Annotated in this window: 15 protein-coding genes and 5 tRNA genes; 15 read left to right on the top strand and 5 right to left on the bottom strand. The window is 44.4% G+C overall.

Annotated features, from left to right (window positions below; genetic code table 11):
• The first annotated feature begins 4 nt into the window (after nt 1–4).
• Nucleotides 5–1,489: a ketol-acid reductoisomerase gene (ilvC, locus tag ACU01J_RS17265; RefSeq protein ID WP_481086823.1), complete on the top strand. Its 1,485-nt coding sequence runs from the start codon at nt 5–7 to the stop codon at nt 1,487–1,489.
• Nucleotides 1,490–1,724: 235 nt separating this feature from the next.
• On the opposite strand, the gene ubiK is transcribed toward ilvC, so the two are convergent.
• The 4 genes from ubiK to ACU01J_RS17245 form a co-directional block, all read right to left on the bottom strand.
• On the bottom strand, nt 1,725–1,976 hold the full coding sequence (gene ubiK, locus ACU01J_RS17260; protein ID WP_481086822.1) for a ubiquinone biosynthesis accessory factor UbiK: 252 nt from the start codon (nt 1,974–1,976) through the stop codon (nt 1,725–1,727).
• A 146-nt stretch (nt 1,977–2,122) separates the two neighbouring features.
• Nucleotides 2,123–5,245, bottom strand: a complete 3,123-nt coding sequence (locus ACU01J_RS17255; protein WP_481086821.1) for a multidrug efflux RND transporter permease subunit — start codon at nt 5,243–5,245, stop codon at nt 2,123–2,125.
• Between the two features lie 11 nt (nt 5,246–5,256).
• Nucleotides 5,257–6,363, bottom strand: a complete 1,107-nt coding sequence (locus tag ACU01J_RS17250; protein ID WP_481086820.1) for an efflux RND transporter periplasmic adaptor subunit — start codon at nt 6,361–6,363, stop codon at nt 5,257–5,259.
• An 18-nt stretch (nt 6,364–6,381) separates the two neighbouring features.
• On the bottom strand, nt 6,382–6,948 hold the full coding sequence (locus tag ACU01J_RS17245; protein ID WP_481086819.1) for a TetR/AcrR family transcriptional regulator: 567 nt from the start codon (nt 6,946–6,948) through the stop codon (nt 6,382–6,384).
• A 208-nt stretch (nt 6,949–7,156) separates the two neighbouring features.
• On the opposite strand from ACU01J_RS17245, the gene rep reads away from it, so the two are divergent.
• Nucleotides 7,157–9,172 carry a DNA helicase Rep gene (rep, locus tag ACU01J_RS17240; protein WP_481086818.1) on the top strand — a complete coding sequence of 672 codons (2,016 nt, stop codon included), beginning with the start codon at nt 7,157–7,159 and terminating at the stop codon, nt 9,170–9,172.
• Between the two features lie 84 nt (nt 9,173–9,256).
• Here rep and ACU01J_RS17235 read toward each other — a convergent pair whose 3' ends face one another.
• The gene (locus tag ACU01J_RS17235; protein ID WP_481086817.1) at nt 9,257–9,670 is read right to left on the bottom strand and encodes a c-type cytochrome; all 414 of its coding nucleotides are present in this window, start codon (nt 9,668–9,670) and stop codon (nt 9,257–9,259) included.
• A 314-nt stretch (nt 9,671–9,984) separates the two neighbouring features.
• On the opposite strand from ACU01J_RS17235, the gene ACU01J_RS17230 reads away from it, so the two are divergent.
• From ACU01J_RS17230 to ACU01J_RS17170, 13 genes are all read left to right on the top strand, one after another.
• Nucleotides 9,985–10,061 (top strand) — tRNA-Arg (locus ACU01J_RS17230).
• Nucleotides 10,062–10,096: 35 nt separating this feature from the next.
• Nucleotides 10,097–10,172: transfer RNA gene (locus ACU01J_RS17225), tRNA-His, on the top strand.
• 68 nt (nt 10,173–10,240) lie between these two features.
• Nucleotides 10,241–10,317 (top strand) — tRNA-Pro (locus ACU01J_RS17220).
• A gap of 46 nt (nt 10,318–10,363) precedes the next feature.
• A tRNA-His gene (locus ACU01J_RS17215) sits at nt 10,364–10,439 on the top strand.
• Between the two features lie 105 nt (nt 10,440–10,544).
• Nucleotides 10,545–10,621 (top strand) — tRNA-Pro (locus ACU01J_RS17210).
• A gap of 911 nt (nt 10,622–11,532) precedes the next feature.
• Complete coding sequence (locus ACU01J_RS17205; protein WP_481086816.1) at nt 11,533–13,248, top strand: dipeptide ABC transporter ATP-binding protein; 1,716 nt, start codon at nt 11,533–11,535, stop codon at nt 13,246–13,248.
• A 93-nt stretch (nt 13,249–13,341) separates the two neighbouring features.
• Nucleotides 13,342–14,895, top strand: a complete 1,554-nt coding sequence (locus tag ACU01J_RS17200) for an ABC transporter substrate-binding protein (RefSeq protein ID WP_481086815.1) — start codon at nt 13,342–13,344, stop codon at nt 14,893–14,895.
• Nucleotides 14,896–15,026: 131 nt separating this feature from the next.
• On the top strand, nt 15,027–16,004 hold the full coding sequence (locus tag ACU01J_RS17195) for an ABC transporter permease (protein ID WP_053440748.1): 978 nt from the start codon (nt 15,027–15,029) through the stop codon (nt 16,002–16,004).
• Between the two features lie 2 nt (nt 16,005–16,006).
• Nucleotides 16,007–16,945, top strand: coding sequence for an ABC transporter permease (locus tag ACU01J_RS17190; protein ID WP_408687040.1), 939 nt, complete (start codon nt 16,007–16,009; stop codon nt 16,943–16,945).
• A 205-nt stretch (nt 16,946–17,150) separates the two neighbouring features.
• Nucleotides 17,151–17,516: a diacylglycerol kinase gene (locus tag ACU01J_RS17185; protein WP_481086814.1), complete on the top strand. Its 366-nt coding sequence runs from the start codon at nt 17,151–17,153 to the stop codon at nt 17,514–17,516.
• On the top strand, nt 17,513–19,165 hold the full coding sequence (locus ACU01J_RS17180; RefSeq protein ID WP_481086813.1) for a phosphoethanolamine transferase: 1,653 nt from the start codon (nt 17,513–17,515) through the stop codon (nt 19,163–19,165). Before ACU01J_RS17185 ends, ACU01J_RS17180 begins: the two co-directional genes overlap by 4 nt.
• A 172-nt stretch (nt 19,166–19,337) precedes the next feature.
• On the top strand, nt 19,338–20,258 hold the full coding sequence (locus ACU01J_RS17175) for an SPOR domain-containing protein (RefSeq protein WP_481086846.1): 921 nt from the start codon (nt 19,338–19,340) through the stop codon (nt 20,256–20,258).
• Between the two features lie 373 nt (nt 20,259–20,631).
• Nucleotides 20,632–21,945, top strand: a complete 1,314-nt coding sequence (locus ACU01J_RS17170; protein ID WP_481086812.1) for a zinc metalloprotease — start codon at nt 20,632–20,634, stop codon at nt 21,943–21,945.
• Nucleotides 21,946–22,002 lie beyond the last annotated feature (57 nt).

Below are 22,002 nucleotides of genomic sequence, written 5' to 3'. Positions count from 1 at the left end.
CCAGATGGCTAACTATTTCAATACTTTAAACCTACGCGAGCAGCTAGACCAATTAGGTCGTTGTCGTTTCATGGACCGCAGCGAATTCGCAACAGAAGCGGATTACCTGAAAGGTAAGAAAGTCGTTATCGTTGGTTGTGGTGCACAGGGCCTAAACCAAGGTCTAAACATGCGTGACTCTGGCCTAAACGTAGCGTACGCACTACGTCAGGCAGCGATTGACGAGCAGCGTCAGTCTTACAAGAACGCAAAAGAAAACGGTTTTGAAGTAGCAAGCTACGAAACGCTTATCCCTGACGCTGACCTAGTAATCAACCTGACTCCTGACAAGCAGCACACTAACGTTGTTGAAACGGTAATGCCGCTAATGAAGCAAGGCGCTGCACTAGGTTACTCGCACGGTTTCAACGTAGTTGAAGAAGGCATGCAAATCCGTAAAGACCTAACGGTTGTAATGGTTGCACCTAAGTGTCCAGGTACAGAAGTACGTGAAGAGTATAAGCGTGGTTTCGGTGTTCCTACACTCATCGCTGTTCACCCAGAAAATGACCCTAAAGGTGAAGGCTGGGATATCGCGAAAGCATGGGCAGCAGGTACAGGTGGTCACCGCGCAGGTTGTCTAGAATCTTCATTCGTTGCAGAAGTTAAATCTGACCTAATGGGTGAGCAAACAATCCTATGTGGCATGCTACAAGCAGGTTCTATTGTATCTTACGAGAAGATGGTTGCTGACGGCATCGACCCAAGCTACGCAGGTAAACTTCTTCAGTATGGTTGGGAAACCATCACAGAAGCACTGAAATTCGGTGGCATCACGCACATGATGGACCGTCTATCAAACCCAGCGAAAATCAAAGCTTTTGAGCTATCTGAAGAGCTAAAAGATCTAATGCGTCCGCTTTACAACAAGCACATGGATGACATCATCACTGGTGAGTTCTCAAGCACTATGATGGCTGACTGGGCGAACGATGACGCAAACCTACTAGGTTGGCGTGAAGAGACAGGCGAAACAGCATTTGAAAACTACCCAGCAGGCGACGTTGAAATCTCTGAGCAAGAGTACTTCGACAACGGTATCCTACTAGTCGCTATGGTTCGTGCAGGTGTTGAACTCGCATTCGAAGCAATGACAGCATCAGGCATCATCGATGAGTCAGCGTACTACGAGTCACTACACGAGCTACCGCTAATCGCAAACACAGTAGCACGTAAGCGTCTATACGAAATGAACGTAGTAATCTCAGATACAGCGGAATACGGTAACTACCTATTCGCTAACGTAGCAACACCACTACTACGTGAGAAGTTCATGCCTTCAGTAGGTACAGACGTGATTGGTAAAGGTCTAGGCGAAACGTCAAACCAAGTAGATAACGCTACGCTAATCGCAGTAAACGATACTATCCGTAACCACCCAGTTGAGTACATCGGTGAAGAGCTACGTGGGTACATGACTGATATGAAGAACATCGCGGTAGGCGGCTAATCTTCTTCGCTAAGGAGCTTAATTTCTTTGTCGGTAATACTCATTTGCTAGCGCTAGCGCAAACTCCGTGTTACCTCCGCGAACTTAAGCTCTTAGCTGTGAAGACTGAATTCTGCGTAATTCGCTAATCTAGACCGTAGGTTAGCAAAGAACTCCAGATAGACTGGGGTCAATTAATACAATAAACACAACATCTAATTAAAAGGCTTGGTCTCCGTTGACCAAGCCTTTTTTATTATTTATCCGCTAGCTTTTGTTCTAAATCGGCTAGCTTCTTTTCCATCTCGGTAAGCTTTTGGCGAGTGCGCAGTAGGACTTGTGTCTGTACGTCGAACTCTTCGCGGCTAACCACGTCTAGCTTATTCAGCTGACCTTGGATGACTTGGCGAACCTTTTGGTCTACGTCTGAGCCAAGCTCTTTTACTGGCGTAGGCATAGAGTCATGAATTTGTTTAGCAATTTGCTCTAGTTTCTTTGGGTCAAACATGTGACTAAAACTCCTTTCGATTTGCCCTCATTCTATGTAATTGATACGGGAAAGTCGCTACCTCGATCGTAAAAATTCGAAGCGAATATCAGCTAAATGAGGCAAATAAAAAGGCCACCGAAGTGACCTTTTCAGTTTTTAGCAGACTATTTGTTGTCTGCTAGCTCACGGTGAGCTGCTTTTGCTTCATCAACGCGCGCCAGCTTTTCCAAATCTTTGTCTTCAACAAACACTGGTAGTGGCTTGTGTTTTTCAGCTAGGTAGCTGTAAATCACTGGCAGTACGAATAGCGTAAAGATGGTACCAATCGCTAGACCAGCAACGATTACGATACCGATACTAAAGCGCTGCGCCGCACCTGCACCACTCGCATACATTAGCGGGATAAGACCTGCAATCATCGCAGCTGTGGTCATTAGGATAGGGCGCAGACGTACTTTCGCCGCTTCCATTACCGCGTCCATCTTGTTCAGTTTGTTGTGTAACTGCTCTTCTTTGGCTACTTCACAGATCAAGATACCGTGCTTAGTAATTAGGCCAACTAGGGTAATCAAACCAACCTGAGAGTAGATGTTCATAGTTGCCGCGCCCCAAGCAAGGGCAATTAAGGCACCACAAATCGCTAGTGGTACTGACACCATGATAACCAACGGATCTTTCAGTGATTCAAACTGAATCGCTAGAACCAAGAAGATGATCGCCAGTGCTAGACCAAAGGTTGCGTATAGTGCGCTACCCTCTGTCACGTACTGACGCGCTTCACCCATGTAGTCATGGTTGTAACCGCTTGGTAGTTTCTCTGCCGCAACACCTTCAAACCAGTTAATTGCGTCACCCATAGCTGTGCCTGGTGCTGGAACGGCACCAACGGTCGCTGAGTTTAGCTGGTTGAAGTGAGGTAGCGAGCGAGGCTCTGCCACAACATCAATCGTAATCAAGCTGCCGAGTGGTACTGCTTTGCCATTCGCAGAGCGTACGTAGTAGTTGTTCATCGACTCTGGGTTTAGACGCCACTTACGCTCTACTTGAGGAATAACCTCATAAGAGCGGCCATTCAAGTCGATACGGTTTACATAACCGTCGGCCATCATCGTACTTAGCGTAATACCGATGTCTTGCATGGTTACGCCGTAAGCACCGGCTTTGTCTTTGTCGATGTTGATCTTCATCGTTGCTGAGTCGTAGTTTAAATCGAGTGTCGAATAAACGAACATTGGACTCGACTTGACTTCAGTTAACACATCCGTTGCGATTGAAAATAGGCTTTCAAACGCATTTGGTGTGGTAATAACAAATTGGATTGGAAGGCCTGAGCCGGCACCTGGTAGTTCTGGCATCTGGAAAGCGGTTACAGCCATGCCCGGAACGTTACCCACTAACCCACCTACGCGGTTTGCTACTTCAGACTGACTCGCTTCACGCTCACTCCAAGGCACCATAGACGCAATACCAAATGCCTGGTTTGAGTTAGGCACACCAGTAAACACCTGTGCAAACGCTACTTCTGGCTGATCAGACAGAATTTGGTTTACGTCGTTCATGGTGTTTTGCATGAAGTCTAAGTTAGCGTTAGACGGTGCAGTACCCATTAGCATCACAACGCCTTTATCTTCTGATGGTGCCAGTTCACTTGGAATGAACTTAAACAGCATCGGCAGACTGGCGAATACGATGATTGCAAAGCCAATCACGACTGGACGATGCTGCATGACTGCTTTTAGCATCTTCGCGTAACGGTTAGTCATGCCATCAAGTACATGGTGGACTTTCTGCTCAAACTTGCTTGGCTTTTCGTTAGCCTTAAGCATTTTTGAACACATCATTGGCGATAGCGTCAGTGCCACGATACCCGATACAAATACCGAGCCTGCTAGGGTTAAGGCAAACTCTTTAAATAGCGAGCCCGTAATACCACCCATCAGCGCGATCGGTGCATATACCGCACCCAGCGTTAAGGTCATGGCAATAACTGGTACCGCGATTTCACGGGTGCCGATGATCGCTGCACGGAACGGTGATTCACCTAGCTTAATATGACGGTCTACGTTCTCAAGAACAACGATCGCGTCATCGACTACCAGACCGATAGCCAATACCATCGCCAGTAGCGTCATCAGGTTCCACGAAAACCCGATACTTTGCATTACCATCGCTACACCAATCAGTGAAAGCGGGATAGTAACGATAGGGATGATTACCGCACGGAACGAACCTAGGAACAGGGTGATAACGATAAGTACGATAACCGCTGCTTCTACAATCGTTTTGATTACTTCGTGGATAGACTCGTTAATCGCAATGGTTGAGTCATACATCACGTTCATCTTGATGGTACTTGGCAGGTTGCGCTCTAACTGAGGCAATAGTTCCAGTACATCGGCAGCGATGTTGATCGGGTTAGCACTTGGCGCAGCGTTAATCGCAGCAACCACAGCTTCTTGACCGTTGGCACTCGCACGGTAAACGTCGTGGCTCTTCTCTAGTGTGACTTTAGCAATATCGCTCAGACGAGTAACATTACCTTCATCGGTACTCACCACTAGGTTGGAGAGCTCTTCAACGTTAGATACTTGGGTATCTGCACTACCATTGTAAAGTACGAATTCACCAATCGCTTGACCCGTTGCAGACTGGTAGTTATTGGCATTAAGTATGCCCATTACATCCGTTGCAGTTAGGTTAAGCGCTGCCATCTTAGCGGGATCAAGCCAGATACGCAGTGCGTACTTCATACCACCATAAAGGTCAACTTTAGAGACACCATTGACCGTGAACAGCTGCGGGTTAATTACGCGCTCTAGGTAGTCAGTAATTTGACTTGATGAAAGCTCATCACTGGTAAAACCAATGTATAGTACCCCAGTGGCAGAGCCGGTAGACATAGTTACAGTAGGGTCTTCGGCCTCTTTCGGTAGCTGAGAGCGAACCGAGTTAGTCTTCGCCAGAACATCAGACAGTGCCGCGTTTGGGTCGGTGTTTAACTTCATGTTGACGGTAATGGTCGATTTACCCAAAACCGATTGAGAAGTCATGTAGTCTATATTGTCTGCCTGCGCGACTGCTTGCTCCAATGGCTGAGTAATAAAGCCTTGGATTAAGTCTGCACTGGCACCGTAGTAACCTGTCGAAACTGTTACTACTGTATTTGTCATTTCAGGGTATTCACGGACCTGCATTTTGAAGATTGCTTGTAAGCCAAGCAGAGCAATCAAAAAGCTGATCGATACCGCTAAAACTGGACGTTTAATAAAAACATCAGTAAAGCGCATGAGGCCTCCAGTTACAGCATTGGTGTTTTAGCTGGTGGAGTAGTTGCATCGCTTTCTACTACACGAACTTTTGCGTGGTTACTTAGACGCACCTGGCCTGACGTAACAACAACATCACCAGGTTTCACACCTTCAAGGATGTGTGCGATGTCTTGTGTACGTTCACCCACTTTAACCACTTGCTGTATTACACGCTTCTCACCATCTTTATCAGAGATGATGTACACGTTGTCGCCGTATAGAGTAAAGGTGATAGCGGTTTGTGGCAGAGTCACTTGGTTTTCAAGCTTAGGTAGAATGATGTTTGCACGTGCAAACATACCGCTACGCAGCTGACCGTCACTGTTTGGAATATCCGCTTGAACTTGAATCAGGCCACTTTGGATGTTTACCGCAGGCTCAATCGCTGAGATAGAACCTTTGAATGGTTTCTCTGGGTAAGCATCAACAAAAATATCCACTTCTTGACCGATAGAAATACGAGAGATATCGGTTTGAGGAACCGTAAAGCGCAGACGCATTACGCTAGCATCTTCAAGGCGCACGATGTCTGTACCGGCTTGTAGATACTGACCTAGGTAAACGTTACGAATACCAACCACACCAGAGAATGGCGCTTTGATTTCGCGGCGATCAATCGCTGCTGTTAGGCTCTCAATATCAGCTTGTAGAGAGAAGTAGTTTGCTTCTGCTTCATCATACGCTTCTTTAGAGATAGAGCCTTTCTTGTAAAGACCTTGGTAGCGCTTGTATTTCGCTTGAGCTGCAGGCAGCTTAGCTTGAGCACTCTTTAGGTTTGCTTTTTCAACTGCTGAGTCAAGCAATACCAAAGGCTGACCTTCTTCTACTTGAGTACCAGACTCAAATGAAATTTTGTCGATCACACCGCTTGTTTCATTTGCAACCGTAACACCTTGGTTAGGTTCGATAAAACCGATCGCATCAATAACAGGTACCCAATCAACCGCTTGAACTTCAGTTACCGTTACCGGGAACTCGGGTTCAGGTCGATTCGCCATGTATTCAGCGATCTTCTGTTGCTTAAAGAGATTGAAACCTATCACGCTGCCAAACAGCAGTACCGCGATAAGTAACATAAAGAAAGTCCACTTTTTCATTCTAATTAGAACTCCAAGTTAATGTGTAATGATTGCATCCCAACTGGCTTCAATTGCCGCTTCAATGGCATCTTGATCAAGTTGGTAATATCCAAGCGATTGTTTACGAGCTAGAGTGACACTGACTTCTAAACTGAGAGCGGCTAATACTGGGTTAGCCAAGGGTTTGAATATCCCTGCTTCACGCCCTTCAGTGAAAAGTTGTTCGATCTTGCTAAACATCTTTCGCTCAATTTCTTTAGTCTCATGGCTACGAACACAAGGTAGAGAGTCGTACTGAGCACGATTCTTTAAATTGTCGATGTTGGACACCGAGAGATCAAAAATGTTTACCCACATCTTTCGAAAGCGCACTTTTAGCGGTAATGATTCGTCAACATCACGCTGAATGGCTTCAGCATTACGTTGAATCACCTCTAAACGAACTTGATGCAGTAAATCTTCTTTGTCAGAGAAGTAGCGATAAATCGTTCCTGCTGCGACCCCAGCTTCTTTGGCCAACTTATGCATTGATAAGCCTCGAAAACCAGATTCAGCAATCAGAGTTTCAGCAGCGTCAATGATTTGTTGTCTTTTATCTTTCATAAAAACAGAACCAGACAGTTTACATATGCGGTTAATGAATGAACGTTCATTCATTATAGGCTAAGTTGTGACAATATACACAACAAACTATTGTATGAATTGGGCAAAAAATTTTTCAATAAGACGCCTTGGTCACGTTGAGTAAACATAGCAATCTATTTGTTGCACTATTATTATATGCGCCACTATTTGTACTTCAGAGATGACCATGAAGCTGAACCCCAATCAAGACGCAGCCGTAAAGTACGTATCAGGCCCATGTTTGGTGCTTGCTGGTGCAGGCTCGGGTAAAACACGTGTAATTACCAATAAGATCGCATATCTGGTTCAGCAGTGTGGTTACAAGGCACGCAACATTGCTGCGGTAACCTTTACCAATAAAGCCGCTCGAGAAATGAAAGAGCGTGTTGGTCAGACGTTAGGCAAAAATGAATCCAAGGGCCTAATGGTCTCAACCTTTCATACTTTAGGCCTGAATATCATCAAGCGCGAATACAAAGCGCTCGGACTTAAGTCTGGCTTTTCGTTATTCGATGACCAAGATCAGATGGCGCTGCTGAAAGAGCTAACTGAAAAACAGCTTGATGGTGATAAAGATCTCCTGCGTCAGTTGCTGAGTACCATTTCCAATTGGAAAAATGACATGCTGACCCCTGAGCAAGCTAAAGCGCAGGCTAAGGGCGAGCAGCAACAGCTTTTTGCGTTCTGCTTTGAAATGTATCAAAAGCAGATGAAGGCTTATAACGCACTTGATTTTGATGATCTGATTTCACTTCCGGTACTTTTACTGCGTACAAACGAAGAAGTACGTCAGCGTTGGCAAAACCGTATTCGCTACCTATTGGTTGATGAATATCAAGATACCAACACCAGCCAATATGACTTAGTGAAGCTGATTGTTGGTGAGCGTGGCCGTTTGACCGTGGTAGGGGACGATGACCAGTCTATCTACTCATGGCGTGGTGCTAAACCGCAAAACCTAGTGCTACTTGGGGAAGATTACCCAAACTTGCGCCTAATTAAGCTAGAGCAGAACTACCGTTCAACTAGCCGAATTCTGCGTGCGGCTAACATCTTGATTGCCAACAACCCGCATGTCTATGACAAGTCGCTTTTTTCAGAAATTCCTGATGGTGAGAAACTCAAAGTCTTGCTGGCAAAAAATGAAGAACATGAAGCGGAGCGAGTGACCGGTGAGCTAATCGCACATAAGTTCCTTAATCGCACTGAGTATAAAGATTACGCCGTGCTCTACCGTGGTAACCACCAATCGCGCTTGATTGAAAAGTCGCTGATGCAAAACCGTGTGCCTTACAAATTGTCCGGTGGTACTTCGTTTTTTGCTCGAGCAGAAATTAAAGACATCATGGCTTATCTGCGTGTGTTGGTGAACCCGGATGATGACAATGCCTTCTTACGTATTGTGAATACGCCGCGTCGAGAAATTGGTCCTGTGACACTAGAGAAGCTTGGCAGCTACGCCAATATGCGTGGTAAGAGTTTGTTTGAGGCCAGCTTTGAAATGGGCCTCGAACAAACCCTGTCTGGTCGTGGTCTGGAAAACTTGCGCCGTTTTACTGCTTGGCTGGTGAAAATTGCCGACCAAGCTGAACGTGGTGATACGGTGGAAGCGGTGCGCTCGCTTGTGCGTGATATCAACTACGAAGATTGGTTGTACGAAACCTCTGCGAGCCCAAAAGCGGCAGAAATGCGGATGAAGAACGTCTCCGATCTCTACTCTTGGATTGTCGCTGACCTTGAGGGTGATAATTACGACCAAGAAGAGAAGACGATTAAAGAAGTGGTTCAGCGTTTAACACTACGCGACATGATGGAACGTGGTGAAGAAGATGAAGAGAGTGATGCGGTACAGTTAATGACGCTGCATGCTTCTAAAGGTCTTGAGTTCCCATACGTGTACTTAATTGGTAGTGAAGAAGGTATCTTGCCACACCAAACCAGTATCGATGAAGACAATGTCGAAGAAGAACGTCGCTTGATGTACGTCGGCATTACTCGAGCTCAACGTGAACTGACCTTTACCATGTGTAAGGAGCGTCGTCAGTTCGGCGAACTAATTAAACCGACTCAAAGTCGCTTCTTAGATGAACTTCCGTTTGATGATGTCGAATGGGAGCAGGCTAAGAAGCCAGTCTCGGCTGAAGAGCGGATGGAAAAAGGTCAAGCGCATATTGCTAACTTACGCGCCATGTTTAAGAAATAAACATCTCCCTCTATATATAAGCAACAAAAAAAGGCTTGAGTGACATACTCAAGCCTTTCTTTTATCTATCACCGTCTTTCAGGCTTATAGGCCTTTGATCATGTGATCAATTGCTGCAACGATCTCGTCGTCTGAACAGTCCATACAAGAACCTTTCGCAGGCATCGCATTGAAGCCGTTAATTGCGTGATCTTTTAGGACGTCTTTGCCTTGGGCTATTCGAGGTGCCCAGTCGCCAGCATCACCAGTCTTAGGTGCGCCACTTATGCCAGTGCTGTGACATGCTGTACAGAACATACCGTAAACTGTTGCGCCATCGCGTGGGCCGGTTGGCTCCGCTTTTACTGGTTCAGCACCTGCTAGGTAAACATCACCAACAGGTTTAATACGTTCTGCAATAGCATCATATTCTTCGTGGCTTACGCTTGCTGCAAAAGAGGCGCTAGAAAAAGTGATTGCAGCGACCAAAGCGGTTAATAATTTTCGAGACATATCCATTAAACTCACTTTACATTCCTGAAGGTAAGTTCGTGCTTACCCATTTATTAGAGTGTGATTATGACCTAAAGCAGTAGACACTTCGTATACAAAGGGTGAATTGCTGTTAAATCAATGTAAATAATGGGTGATTATATCCTGTTAACTTGTTGCAATAAACAGCAAGTTACCTCCTTGTAATCAGTTATCTAATCGGAAATAGGGGTTTATCACACTTTAATTGTTGAAAAAGGCGTCAAACGATAAAAAAAGTTGAAAAAGTACTAGACGACATAGTGTGATATACGTATTATTCCACTCCGCCGATGGGGCATGCGCCCGTAGCTCAGTTGGATAGAGCGTTGGCCTCCGGAGCCAAAGGTCGAAGGTTCGAATCCTTTCGGGCGTGCCAATCGCCTTAAGGTTTATCGGTAAAAAATATCAGTGGTGGCTATAGCTCAGTTGGTAGAGCCCTGGATTGTGATTCCAGTTGTCGCGGGTTCAAGTCCCGTTAGCCACCCCATTTCTCTATTAATATAGAGAGCGGTAACCTAGGTTTCCGGTTCTGATTAATCAGAACAAAATCTAAGTCGGTGAATAGCGCAGCTTGGTAGCGCATCTGGTTTGGGACCAGAGGGTCGGGGGTTCGAATCCCTCTTCACCGACCACTCTTTCGTTTGACGCTCATAGAGCGGTGAACAACAAAAATTAGCGGTGGCTATAGCTCAGTTGGTAGAGCCCTGGATTGTGATTCCAGTTGTCGCGGGTTCAAGTCCCGTTAGCCACCCCATTATTTGCTCGGTGGATAGCGTATTTGTAGCGCATCTCTGAGTTTGAGAATAGCGGGACCAGAGGGCGACCCTCTGAAGAGCTAAATTCTCATTAAAATCAGTTTCGGTGAATAGCGCAGCTTGGTAGCGCATCTGGTTTGGGACCAGAGGGTCGGGGGTTCGAATCCCTCTTCACCGACCACTATTGAAGCCCTAGTCGAAAGACTAGGGCTTTTTTACATTTGGAGTTCTGGACTAGAACTTCAAGAAAGCCTCAACTAGCCGTCCGCGTCAGAAATGACGGGGCTTTTTACTTTCTAGCTATTCACAAATGCTTTCGAACCCAAGGTAGGGTTCGCCTGATGTTTAGAATATGTCTCTTCACCGACCACTATTGAAGCCCTAGACTGGCCGTCCGCGACGAAAGGTACATTTGGTGTTAGATAGTTCATACCCAATAAACCGTCATTCCATAGACCGAAGAATGAGGGAGTAGGGAATCTCTTATCGTTTAGCTGTTAGTTTAAATCTCCTCTAAATCGTTAGCCTCTCACTTGCGCACAGAACCCTCTTCTGTTGATCTCATTCTTCCAACTTTATTGCCCATCACATTCTAATACTTAAGCATTATGTTTAATCAGGATGGAATAATATATTGATTATTTTTATAGATGAATAAGCTGAATTATTTGCATTTAATATCATTTAAATGCCAATTTTGAGCTGTAATTTAAATTAATTAACCAAATAATAGTTAATATCCGGCCAATTGTTTTTAAGTTGTTAATTGTCTTTTGGTGTTCTTGTTTGAATTTATATTCATTTGTTCTGGTTGCTATAAGTTTTATGAAATAGCCAAAGGTTAGTATTTTCGGTGTTTCGTTGCTATTTTTCATCAATCTGGAGCAAACGATGATCTAGCTATATTGCATATTTATTTTCATAAGCTGCTTGGTTTTTGTTCGAATTCAACTTTTTGTCCTATGTTTGTTGCTTTTCTGTGAATTTTTTGCCAAATTGATGAGCTTGTAAATTACTAGAACGATATTCTGGTAAGAATGGATTCACTTTTCAGACAGGGCAGAAAGCTGCCGAAGCAGTAGAGGTCTGGTAATGTCACTTTTAGAAGTTAAAAATCTTCGAATAGAGTACCCTTCGCGTCATGGTGTACATGCCGCGGTTAAATCGCTTTCTTTTAATATTGAGCGTGGCGAGATCGTCGGCGTAGTAGGCGAGTCAGGTGCAGGTAAATCAACAGTCGGTAATGCCGTTATCGATCTACTTAGCCCTCCTGGTCGCATCGCAAGTGGCGACGTTTATTTAGATGATGAGCAGATTTCAGGTCTGACTCCAGAGCAGATGCGCAGTGTGCGCGGCTCTAAAATTGGTTTTATCTTCCAAGACCCAATGACATCGCTCAACCCACTGTTCACCGTTGAGCAACAGCTAAAAGAAACCATCCACGCCAACATGAAAGTCACTGACGAAGAGGCATACAAACGTGCTCTGTCATTGATGGAACAAGTGGGCATTCCACAGCCAGAAAACCGTTTAAAACAGTATCCCCACCAGTTCTCAGGTGGCATGCGTCAGCGTGTGGTTATAGCGATTGCTCTGGCAGGTGAACCTGACCTAATTATTGCTGATGAACCTACAACCGCACTGGATGTTTCTATCCAAGACCAAATTCTTAGCTTAATCCGCGAGTTGTGTATTAAGAATGATGTCGGTTGTATGTTGGTTACCCACGATATGGGAGTCGTATCGAACGTCACGGACCGTGTAGCTGTGATGTACCGTGGTGATTTGGTTGAGTTTGGCCCTACCGATAAAGTACTTGGCGACCCTGATCATTCCTACACTCGCAGCCTAATTTCTGCTGTTCCGCGTTCAGATATCAAGCTTGATCGCTTCCCGTTGGTGAGCTACATCGAAGAAGCTCACGAGATGGAGCCACTGGATGTGAAAAACCATTGGTTAGGTCAAAGCCAAGATCACCGTGATTACACTGGCTCTCTACTGAATGTTGAAAACGTTAACTTACGCTTTGTCACTAAAGACTCTCTGTTTGAAAGTCGCCGCGAATACGTTCAAGCATCGAACAACGTTAGCTTCGAAGTGTTTGAAGGTGAGACATTTGGTTTAGTGGGTGAATCAGGTTCAGGTAAATCGACTATCGCGCGCGTTATTGCTGGTCTGTATGAACCAAATTCAGGCAAGGTGACGTTTGAAGGTATCGACTTGACGTCATTAAAATCAGAGAAAGAGCGTCGTCCTCTTCGTCGCCAAATGCAGATGGTGTTCCAGAACCCATACACCTCGATGAACCCGCGAATGAAGATCTTCGATATCATCGCTGAGCCAATTCGTTTCCATAAATTAACCAACAGTGAAGCGGAAACCAGACAGATCGTTAACGATCTACTTGATCACGTAGGTTTAGGCAAAATGGCGGGTGTGAAGTACCCACACGAATTCTCGGGTGGTCAGCGTCAGCGTATTTCGATTGCTCGTGCATTGGCGACTCGCCCACGTCTACTTATCTGTGATGAACCGACCTCAGCATTGGATGTATCGGTACAGGCTCAGATCCTTAACTTACTGAAAGACCTCCAAGATGAGTTAAATCTCACCATGTTGTTCATCAGCCACGATTTACCGGTTATTCGTCAAATGTGTGACCGAGTAGGTGTGATGCAGATGGGTACCTTGTTAGAAGTTGCCCCAACAGAGCAGCTATTTACATCGCCGCAGCATGAATACAGTAAGCAACTAATTTCCCTAATGCCTGAATTTAAGGGCTTAAGAGAAGAAATAAAAACGGCGTAAGTCGTAGACCTTTCCTGATACAAGCAGCATCAGGTATTAAACAGACGCAAATACAACAACTAGGGATAGAAATCCCGCATAAGGAGTTATGCAATGAAAACCATGAAAAGCAAACTAGCAGTGGCTTTAATGGCAGCTGGCCTTAGCTTTGGCGCAGCGGCAGCAGATATTACCGTCGCTTATGATGCAGACCCAGTGTCACTTGACCCGCATGAGCAACTGTCTGGCGGTACACTGCAAATGTCTCACATGGTATTTGACCCACTAATCCGTTTTAACCAGAAGATGGAATTTGAACCACGTTTGGCTGAGTCTTGGGAACGTATTGATGGCGAAACGATGCTGTTTAATATCCGCCAAGGCGTTAAATTCCACTCAGGTAATGCATTAACTGCAGACGACGTAGTGTGGACATTTGACCGTCTGAAAAGCTCTCCTGACTTCAAAGGTATCTTTGGCCCAATCGTTTCAATCACTAAAACTGGCGATTACACGGTTGAAGTGAAAACTGAAGGCGTTTACCCGCTAGTAGAAAACGTAATGACTTACCTGTTCCCAATGGACAGCAAGTTCTACTCAGGTAAGACAGAAGATGGTAAAGACAAAGCTGAGCTAGTTAAGCACGGTAACTCTTACGCATCGACCAATGTTTCAGGTACTGGTCCTTTCATTATCACTCAGCGTGAGCAAGGTGTAAAAGTAACGTTTGAGCGTTTCAACGATTACTGGGACAAAGAGTCTGACGGTAACGTAGACAAGCTAACGCTAGTACCAATCAAAGAAGACGCAACACGTGTTGCAGCCCTTCTTTCTGGCGACGTTGACATGATCGCTCCTGTTGCACCAAACGACTACAAACGTATTAAGAAAGCAGACAGTGTTGATCTTTACACTATGCCAGGTACGCGCGTAATCACGTTCCAAATGAACCAAAACAGCAACCCTGCATTGAAAGATGTGCGCGTTCGTCAAGCGATTACCTACGCAATCAACAACGAAGGTATCACTAAGAAAGTAATGAAGGGTGCGGCAACGGCTGCAGGTCAACAGAGCCCAGTTGGTTTCGTTGGTCACAATGCAGATCTTAAACCTCGCTACGATCTTAAGAAAGCGAAAGAGCTGATGAAAGAAGCGGGTTACGAGAAAGGCTTCACGCTAACTATGATGGCGCCAAACAACCGTTACGTGAACGATGACAAGATTGCTCAAGCTTCTGCAGCAATGCTGTCTAAGATCGGTATCAAGGTTGATCTGAAGACAATGCCAAAAGCTCAATACTGGCCTGAGTTCGATAAGTGTGCAGCAGATATGCTAATGATCGGCTGGCACCCAGATACAGAGGATTCAGGTAACTTTACTGAGTTCCTCGCTATGACGCGTAACGCTGAAACAGGTAAAGGTCAATACAACTGTGGTCACTACTCAAATGCTGAAGTTGATAAGCTAATTGAAGAGACCAACACGATGACTGATTTAGAGAAACGTAGTGCATCGCTGAAGAAAGTAGAAGAGATTCTATACAACGAAGCGGCATTCGTACCTCTACACTGGCAGGATCCATCATGGGCAGCGAAAGGTAACGTTGAGATTGGTCCAATCATCAACGGCATGAACTTCCCGTACTTCGGTGACCTAGTGGTTAAATAATCACGAGTGAACCAGATCAAGTGCTCATGACTCTGTGAGTGCTTGGTCGATTTTTGGTGCTTAGCTTTGTTTCAGTCGGGTTAAGTACCATTTTTAAGACTGAAATCTATGGAAAGTTTAAGGGGCAAGGAATGTTTTCGTTTCTGGTCAAGCGCCTGTTTCAGGCACTGATAGTGATGTTTGTGATCAGTCTAGTGGCGTTTGCCATTCAGGATAACCTAGGCGACCCGTTACGTGAGTTGGTTGGTCAGTCGGTTTCAGAAGCCGAGCGCCAAGCGCTACGTGATGATCTAGGTCTGAATGATCCCTTCATTACAAAATACACTCGCTTTGTCGGCAATGCGCTGCAAGGTGACTTAGGTACATCTTACTTCTTCAAGCGCCCAGCGGTTGAAGTGATTCTTGATAAATTGGTAGCGACACTTGAGTTAGTATTTGGTGCTACGCTGATCATTGTTTTCTGTTCGATACCTCTTGGTGTTTACTCGGCAATTCATCCAAAAAGCTTCTTTACTAAGTTAGTGATGGCTGGCAGTAGTATCGGTATCTCGATTCCTGTTTTCTTAACCGCTATTATGTTGATGTATGTCTTCTCGATTGAGTTAGGCTGGCTACCATCTTATGGCCGAGGTGAAACAGCGAATATATTTGGTTGGGAGTCGGGCTACTTTACCCTTGATGGATTAGCTCACCTTGTTCTGCCTTGTATTGCGCTAGCGTCTATCATGCTACCGCTATTTATTCGTTTGGTACGTTCTGAAATGCTCGAAGTCCTAAGCTCAGAATACATTAAGTTTGGTAAGGCGAAAGGCTTAGCTCTGAACAAGATTTACTACCAACATGCATTGAAAAACACCATGCTGCCAGTATTAACGGTAGGTGGTGTACAGATTGGTACTATGGTGGCTTATACCATCCTGACTGAAACCGTTTTCCAGTGGCCTGGTACAGGTTTCCTTTTCCTAGAAGCAATTAACCGTGTCGATACACCGCTTATCACGGCTTACGTTATCTTCGTTGGCTTGATTTTCGTGGTAACCAACACGATTGTTGACTTGCTATACGGCATCATCAACCCGACCGTAAATCTAACAGGTAAAGGAGCTTAATCATGAGTCAAACAGCAGCAGCTCCTTCTCGCTGGGAGCGTTTTAAACAGTCGGATTTTTTGTATTACTTCAAGCGTGACAAAGTCGCGATGGCAAGTTTTACTGTATTCATGCTTTTTTTGGTGATGGCTTTGGCTGCACCAGTTCTATCACCAACTGATCCATACGATTTATCGTCAATTGATATTATGGACTCAGAGCTTCCACCGTCTTGGATGGAAGATGGTGATGAGCGATTCCTACTTGGTACTGATGAGCAGGGTCGTGACATTTTATCGACCATTCTCTACGGCTCACGCCTGTCACTAACGATCGGTTTCTTAGCGGTTGGTTTGCAGCTAATTCTAGGTATCGTGATTGGCCTGTCTGCGGGTTACTTCGGTGGCCGAATTGATAGCTTCCTAATGCGTTTTGCGGACGTACAGCTTTCGTTCTCAACCATGATGGTGGCGATCATTGTCTCGGCTATCTTTAAAGCCAGCTTTGGTAGTGATTTCTATAGTCAGTATGCAGTGGTGATGCTGGTGGTGATCATTGGTGTCGCTGAATGGCCGCAGTATGCACGTACCATTCGTGCTTCAGTGCTAGCTGAGAAGAAGAAAGAGTATGTTGAAGCGGCGCGTGTGATGGGCTTTAAAGCACCACGTATTATGTTCCGCCATATTCTACCAAACTGTTTATCGCCAATCTTGGTTATCTCGACGGTTCAGGTTGCAAACGCGATTATGTCGGAAGCGGCGCTTTCTTTCCTTGGCTTAGGTCTACCGGTCGACCAACCATCGTTAGGTGCCTTAATCAGTATCGGCTTTAACTACATCTTCTCTGGTGCATGGTGGATCACAGCATTCCCTGGCATTGTGCTAGTCACGCTAGTGTTGGTTATCAACCTGCTGGGTGACTGGTTACGTGATGTATTTAACCCGAAAATCTACAAAGGGTAATTCTATCCTTATCGATAAAGCCGCAATTATTTGCGGCTTTTTTGTTTGTAGTGTGTTTCAATTTGGTAATCAATGTTTACGTGATTAGACGGAGCGTTTTACAGCTATTTAGTGTCTGATTATTAAAATGAGTTGTAGTCTACTTCTTACAGTGGAAGTAGACTGAAAATAAACATAATAATTTAGTCATGAAGAAGGTAAATGAGTGAAACCTGGAAAAACGGGAGTGGTTCGTGTGCTGCATGCAACACGCTATTCAATTCAGGGGCTAAAAGCTGCTTGGCAGCATGAGGCGGCGTTTAGGCAAGAGAGCGTTCTTGGCCTAGTGATGACGTTGCTGGCTTTCTGGTTACCAGTTACGAATGTTGAAAAAGTGCTGCTGATTGGCAGTGTTTTCATTGTTCTTATTGTTGAGTTACTGAATTCGGCGGTTGAAGCCGTAGTTGATCGAATTGGCAGTGAGTTACATGAGTTAAGTGGTCGAGCCAAAGATATTGGATCTGCTGCAGTATTTGTGGCACTGATTCTGGCCCTAGTAACGTGGGGAATTATTATTGGAGGGCTTTTATGATTGCCAGAATGAAGATAAATACATTAAAAATCAGTAATGTAACTCTTGTGGCGTTATTGGCACTGTATTTCACGGTGGCGTTAAACTTGCCAATTTACAAGGAACTGCACCGCCTTTTCTCTGAGATGAGTGAAGTAAAGCTCGGTTTTATCATCTCTATTCCAATTTTCTTTTTTGCAGTTCTCAATTTGTTGTTCAACTTGTTGAGTTGGCCTTTGGTGACTAAGCCTTTCTTTAGTTTGTTACTTGTTTTGTCTGCGTTAGTCAGTTATGCCGGTTATAACTACGGTACCCTGTTTGATACTGACATGATCGTCAATATTATGCAGACTGATAGCAGTGAAGCGAGCTCTTATCTTAGTCTGTACTCGATATTGTGGGCAGTTGGGTTCGGTGTTATTCCTGCAATTTTGTTGCTTATGGTATCAGTTAGACGAGAGCCGTGGTTCAAGCTGATTGGAAAAAAACTCTTATCGATACTGTGTTCTATTCTAGTAGTGATTGCTATTGCGGGGCTTTACTATCAGGATTACGCCTCATTTGGTCGCAATCACAGCTATATTAAGAAACTGATTGTGCCGACTCAGTTTGTTTATGCGACGACGAAATACATTAAGAAGAACTACTTTACGGTACCTCAACCTTATGTTGAACTCGGACTCGATGCCCATCAGTCTCAACAGACACTAGAGCAAGCGAAGCAAAAACCCAACCTTGTCGTGCTAGTTGTTGGTGAGACCGCACGCTCGCAAAACTATCAGCTTAATGGCTATGCTCGTGAAACTAACCCTTATACCAGTAAGTTAGATGTAGTGTCGTTTCAGGATGTGCGTTCTTGTGGTACGGCCACAGCGGTATCACTACCTTGTATGTTCTCCATCTTAACCCATGATAGCTATGATCATGATCGAGCTAACAATCAAGATAATGCACTCGATATTCTTAATCGAGCAGGTGTCGCTATGGTATGGGAAGATAACGATGGTGGGGATAAAGGGGTCGCTCGAAATATTGAAATTCAGATGATGCCGCGAGCACGTAAAGATGACTTGTGCGATGGTGATACCTGTTATGACATGGTGCTACTAGACAATTTAGTACCGAATATTGAGAAACTTTCTGGTAATAGAATGGTCGCCTTACACTTGATTGGTAGCCATGGTCCAACTTACTTCAAGCGTTATCCACCAAGTATGGCGGTATTCCAACCTGATTGTCCTAGAGCCGATATCGAAAATTGCACCCAGCAACAGATCATCAATAGTTACGATAATACTATTCGCTATACTGATTATGTATTGAGTAAGGTGATTGAGCAGTTAAGTGTACTTGAATCGAAATACAATACCGCAGTCATTTATCTGTCTGACCACGGTGAGTCGCTAGGAGAAGGTGGCCTGTATTTACATGGAGCACCATATGCATTTGCTCCAGACTTCCAAACCACAGTGCCATTTATTGTTTGGATGTCGCCAGGTTTCCAGCAGGCGAAAAATATCAACTACGATTGTCTCAAGCAAGGTGCCAAGCTGCGAGAGCATTATTCGCAAGACAACCTGTTTTACTCCTTATTAGGCATTATGGATGTCGAAACGGAAACCTATCAGGCAGAGAAAGATATCTTTTCTGCGTGTCGGGTTAAGTTGTGAGGATATTAATTGCTTAAAGGGTGATCTGAGCCTTTGATTTAGCATGTAGACTCTCACTACACTAAGAGCCGTAATTGATTACGGCTCTTTTTTTGCATTCACTTTTTCTCAACAGTGAACAAGCAATAATGTCACACTATTTGTCTGCATAGTGGATAAAAGAATGAAGTTTATGGATATCGATATGGCAGCAAAGCCAAAGCAATTTTTTTCTAAGCGATGGAGTCTTATAGCGCTATTGGCCTTACCTGTTATGCCCGCGCCTGCACTGGCACAAAAGTTCCTTTGTGATGCAACCCAAGCCTCTACCAATGAACTGCCGCTACTTGATAAAGCCTGTCCGATCGGCAAGGGAATATGGGGCAATTCTAAGCCGCGTGGCAGTGAATCTACTTTTTGGATTCAGTGTGGTGTGTTTGGTAAGCCGTTGTCATTAGAGAAAGCTAAGGCTCTGTATAAGCACATCGGTACCGATGTCTGGATAAAGCCTGAAGCCAAAGGCTGGCGATGCCTAATAGGTCCTTATACGAATTTCGCTGAGGTTAAGCAGGACCTTGCTAAAGTAAAAACGGAAAACGGTTATAAAGAAGCCTTTATTCGTGAAGTGGTGAGCGGGGCTCCAGCGAAAGCGATACCGCCACAAGTTAACCCCCAAAAATCGTCTAAGCCTGCTGCTCAGTCTACAACGGTAATCCCAGCAACGGTAAAACAACCTGCCAAGCCGGTCGTTGTTGCCACGCCAGAATCGAAAAAGGCGCAACAAGAAATAGCGATTCGTTTAGCGACCACTATTAATGGTGTAGAGTACAAAGTGCCGTACGTGATGTTTAGTGACGACCAGTTTTATATGGAACACTCGTTGCCATGGAATCGTATGAGTTATGAGCAAGCGTATAAGACTTGTTATCGCCTTGGAATGGGAATGGCTTCGGTTGAACAATGGCAGGCTTTGCTAAAGTCTGGTGAGATGGAAAAGAGCCAATGGCCAATGCATCTACCTTATTGGGGGAGCAAAAAAATTGGCTTATTTACCAGTGGTAAGACCAACCAGCTCAAAGGCACTTCATTGCTCAATGTCATGTGCGTGAAGTAAGTAGTGACTAATAAACTAAAGAAGCAGGCCAATTGGCCTGCTTTTTGAGAGGGGTTATTTGCTACGAGCGACAGCAAATTTATCACATTTAAGAATTCAGTCGCTATTTATCCTAAATGCTTGTGCCTCATTCCTTATATGGAGTTGACGTCTTTACAAGATGAGCTTGGCAAAAAAGTTAAGATTTAGTTTGGAGGGGTTGCCCTCTAGTCTCTTATGTTTGTGCACCGGTTTTCCTAATTGCATTTGCAACTTTCAGTTCCGTTAGCATTAAAACCAAAAATTATATATGCATATTTATTCATTGTAACTTAGATTTTTGTGGTCTTATATGTGCGCTGTTGTAATGAAATCAACAAGAGCGGAGTGAGAAATGAAAAAAAAATTACTAATCACCGCTTGTGCACTTTTGTCATTAAGTGCACAAGCCACAGAGCCCTCAACTAACAAACCTAGTTATGAGAAAATTAGGCAGAAGTTAGCTACTCAAGATAAACAGTTACAAGCTCGACTATTCATAGGCCCAGGAGCGAATTATGGGCACGAACTTCCTATAGAAGCAAGGATAAGTGAAACTGGTAATCAACAAGTGTTAGATATACAGTTCACACGTGTAAATTTCAGCAATTTCTCTGATGTCAATAATGCATTCGTATCACTTTCTTCTAGTAATTACACATTTAGCGACTTTATTCACGATGGTTTCGCTCCGACTCTCACTTTAACCCCTCATGAATTGGAGCAAAATAGTTTTTCGTTCAAGACTGACTCAACTCTTCCACCAATTACGTGTTCTTCGTACTCTATTACTGCCAGAGATGGAGGTACAGTTGACTACTCGGAAACGAAAGGTTTTAAAGTAGGGTTTCATTGTCCTATAAATATAGATACAAAGACTACCAATGATATTGTCTATGATATCACATGGAATCTGGAGCCTACTGCCATATATAAGTTTCTGTTACCAATCGAGCAAGCTGGAGGATATCGATTAGCTGTAACAAGTGGTACGAACCATTTTGGTACCACAGATAGTGGCACTAGTGCTCTCACTGTTCGTCCTTACCTTAATATGTCCGAGGATGATCTCGTTGTGCCAAACGTTGATGTTCCTAATCATCCCAAAATGTTAGGGCCAAATGCACAATTTTTCGTTTATATCGCCCAACACATTTTTTGGAGCGATGAAGTAGAGACTATTAGAAAGACTGTTGCTGTTACACAAGAGTCACTTCAGGCATTAGGCTTTAATGCACATTTTACAATTACTAACGATGAAGCTCGCGCAAATGTAATAATTACCAGATCTCCTTTACCTGACGCTGAACACCACAATCCTTCTATATTGGGTGGTACGATATATGATTCATCAAGACATAAAAACATGGTCCTTCTGAATACAGACATAGGTAAGATAACCACTTATTATGGCAATCACTACCTTGCCTATGCTCCGCTAGTGCATGAGATCTCTCATGTTATTGGATTAGCGCATCAGACTGAATATGTTGATAGTCTAATGGGACAGGGTGGAGCCTACCTACCAACATTAGTTGCTCCTTCTGTCAACGGCCTGAAAAATACGGCATATTCTTATGTGGATGCGCAAGTACTCAAACACATAGAACAGCAACTGAGCCAACGCCAACAGCCAGAAACTCCTGATGACCCCCTTGCTGCACAATAAATAGTAACCTATTTCGGGTTTAGAGTGTTTTGGCTTTGTTGCAGAAATAGAGTGAAC

Source organism: Vibrio sp. 2433-A1, from assembly GCF_056726085.1.
Note: the sequence above shows the minus strand (reverse complement) of the source record. Positions and strands in the feature narration are given on the sequence as shown.

What these genes read in the sequence shown, in the direction of transcription:
- ilvC (WP_481086823.1), top strand. Translation starts at nt 5, where the DNA reads ATGGCTAACTATTTCAATACTTTAAACCTACGCGAGCAGCTAGACCAA.
- ubiK (WP_481086822.1), bottom strand. Translation starts at nt 1,976, where the DNA reads ATGTTTGACCCAAAGAAACTAGAGCAAATTGCTAAACAAATTCATGAC.
- ACU01J_RS17255 (WP_481086821.1), bottom strand. Translation starts at nt 5,245, where the DNA reads ATGCGCTTTACTGATGTTTTTATTAAACGTCCAGTTTTAGCGGTATCG.
- ACU01J_RS17250 (WP_481086820.1), bottom strand. Translation starts at nt 6,363, where the DNA reads ATGAAAAAGTGGACTTTCTTTATGTTACTTATCGCGGTACTGCTGTTT.
- ACU01J_RS17245 (WP_481086819.1), bottom strand. Translation starts at nt 6,948, where the DNA reads ATGAAAGATAAAAGACAACAAATCATTGACGCTGCTGAAACTCTGATT.
- rep (WP_481086818.1), top strand. Translation starts at nt 7,157, where the DNA reads ATGAAGCTGAACCCCAATCAAGACGCAGCCGTAAAGTACGTATCAGGC.
- ACU01J_RS17235 (WP_481086817.1), bottom strand. Translation starts at nt 9,670, where the DNA reads ATGGATATGTCTCGAAAATTATTAACCGCTTTGGTCGCTGCAATCACT.
- ACU01J_RS17205 (WP_481086816.1), top strand. Translation starts at nt 11,533, where the DNA reads ATGTCACTTTTAGAAGTTAAAAATCTTCGAATAGAGTACCCTTCGCGT.
- ACU01J_RS17200 (WP_481086815.1), top strand. Translation starts at nt 13,342, where the DNA reads ATGAAAACCATGAAAAGCAAACTAGCAGTGGCTTTAATGGCAGCTGGC.
- ACU01J_RS17195 (WP_053440748.1), top strand. Translation starts at nt 15,027, where the DNA reads ATGTTTTCGTTTCTGGTCAAGCGCCTGTTTCAGGCACTGATAGTGATG.
- ACU01J_RS17190 (WP_408687040.1), top strand. Translation starts at nt 16,007, where the DNA reads ATGAGTCAAACAGCAGCAGCTCCTTCTCGCTGGGAGCGTTTTAAACAG.
- ACU01J_RS17180 (WP_481086813.1), top strand. Translation starts at nt 17,513, where the DNA reads ATGATTGCCAGAATGAAGATAAATACATTAAAAATCAGTAATGTAACT.
- ACU01J_RS17175 (WP_481086846.1), top strand. Translation starts at nt 19,338, where the DNA reads ATGGATATCGATATGGCAGCAAAGCCAAAGCAATTTTTTTCTAAGCGA.
- ACU01J_RS17170 (WP_481086812.1), top strand. Translation starts at nt 20,632, where the DNA reads ATGAAAAAAAAATTACTAATCACCGCTTGTGCACTTTTGTCATTAAGT.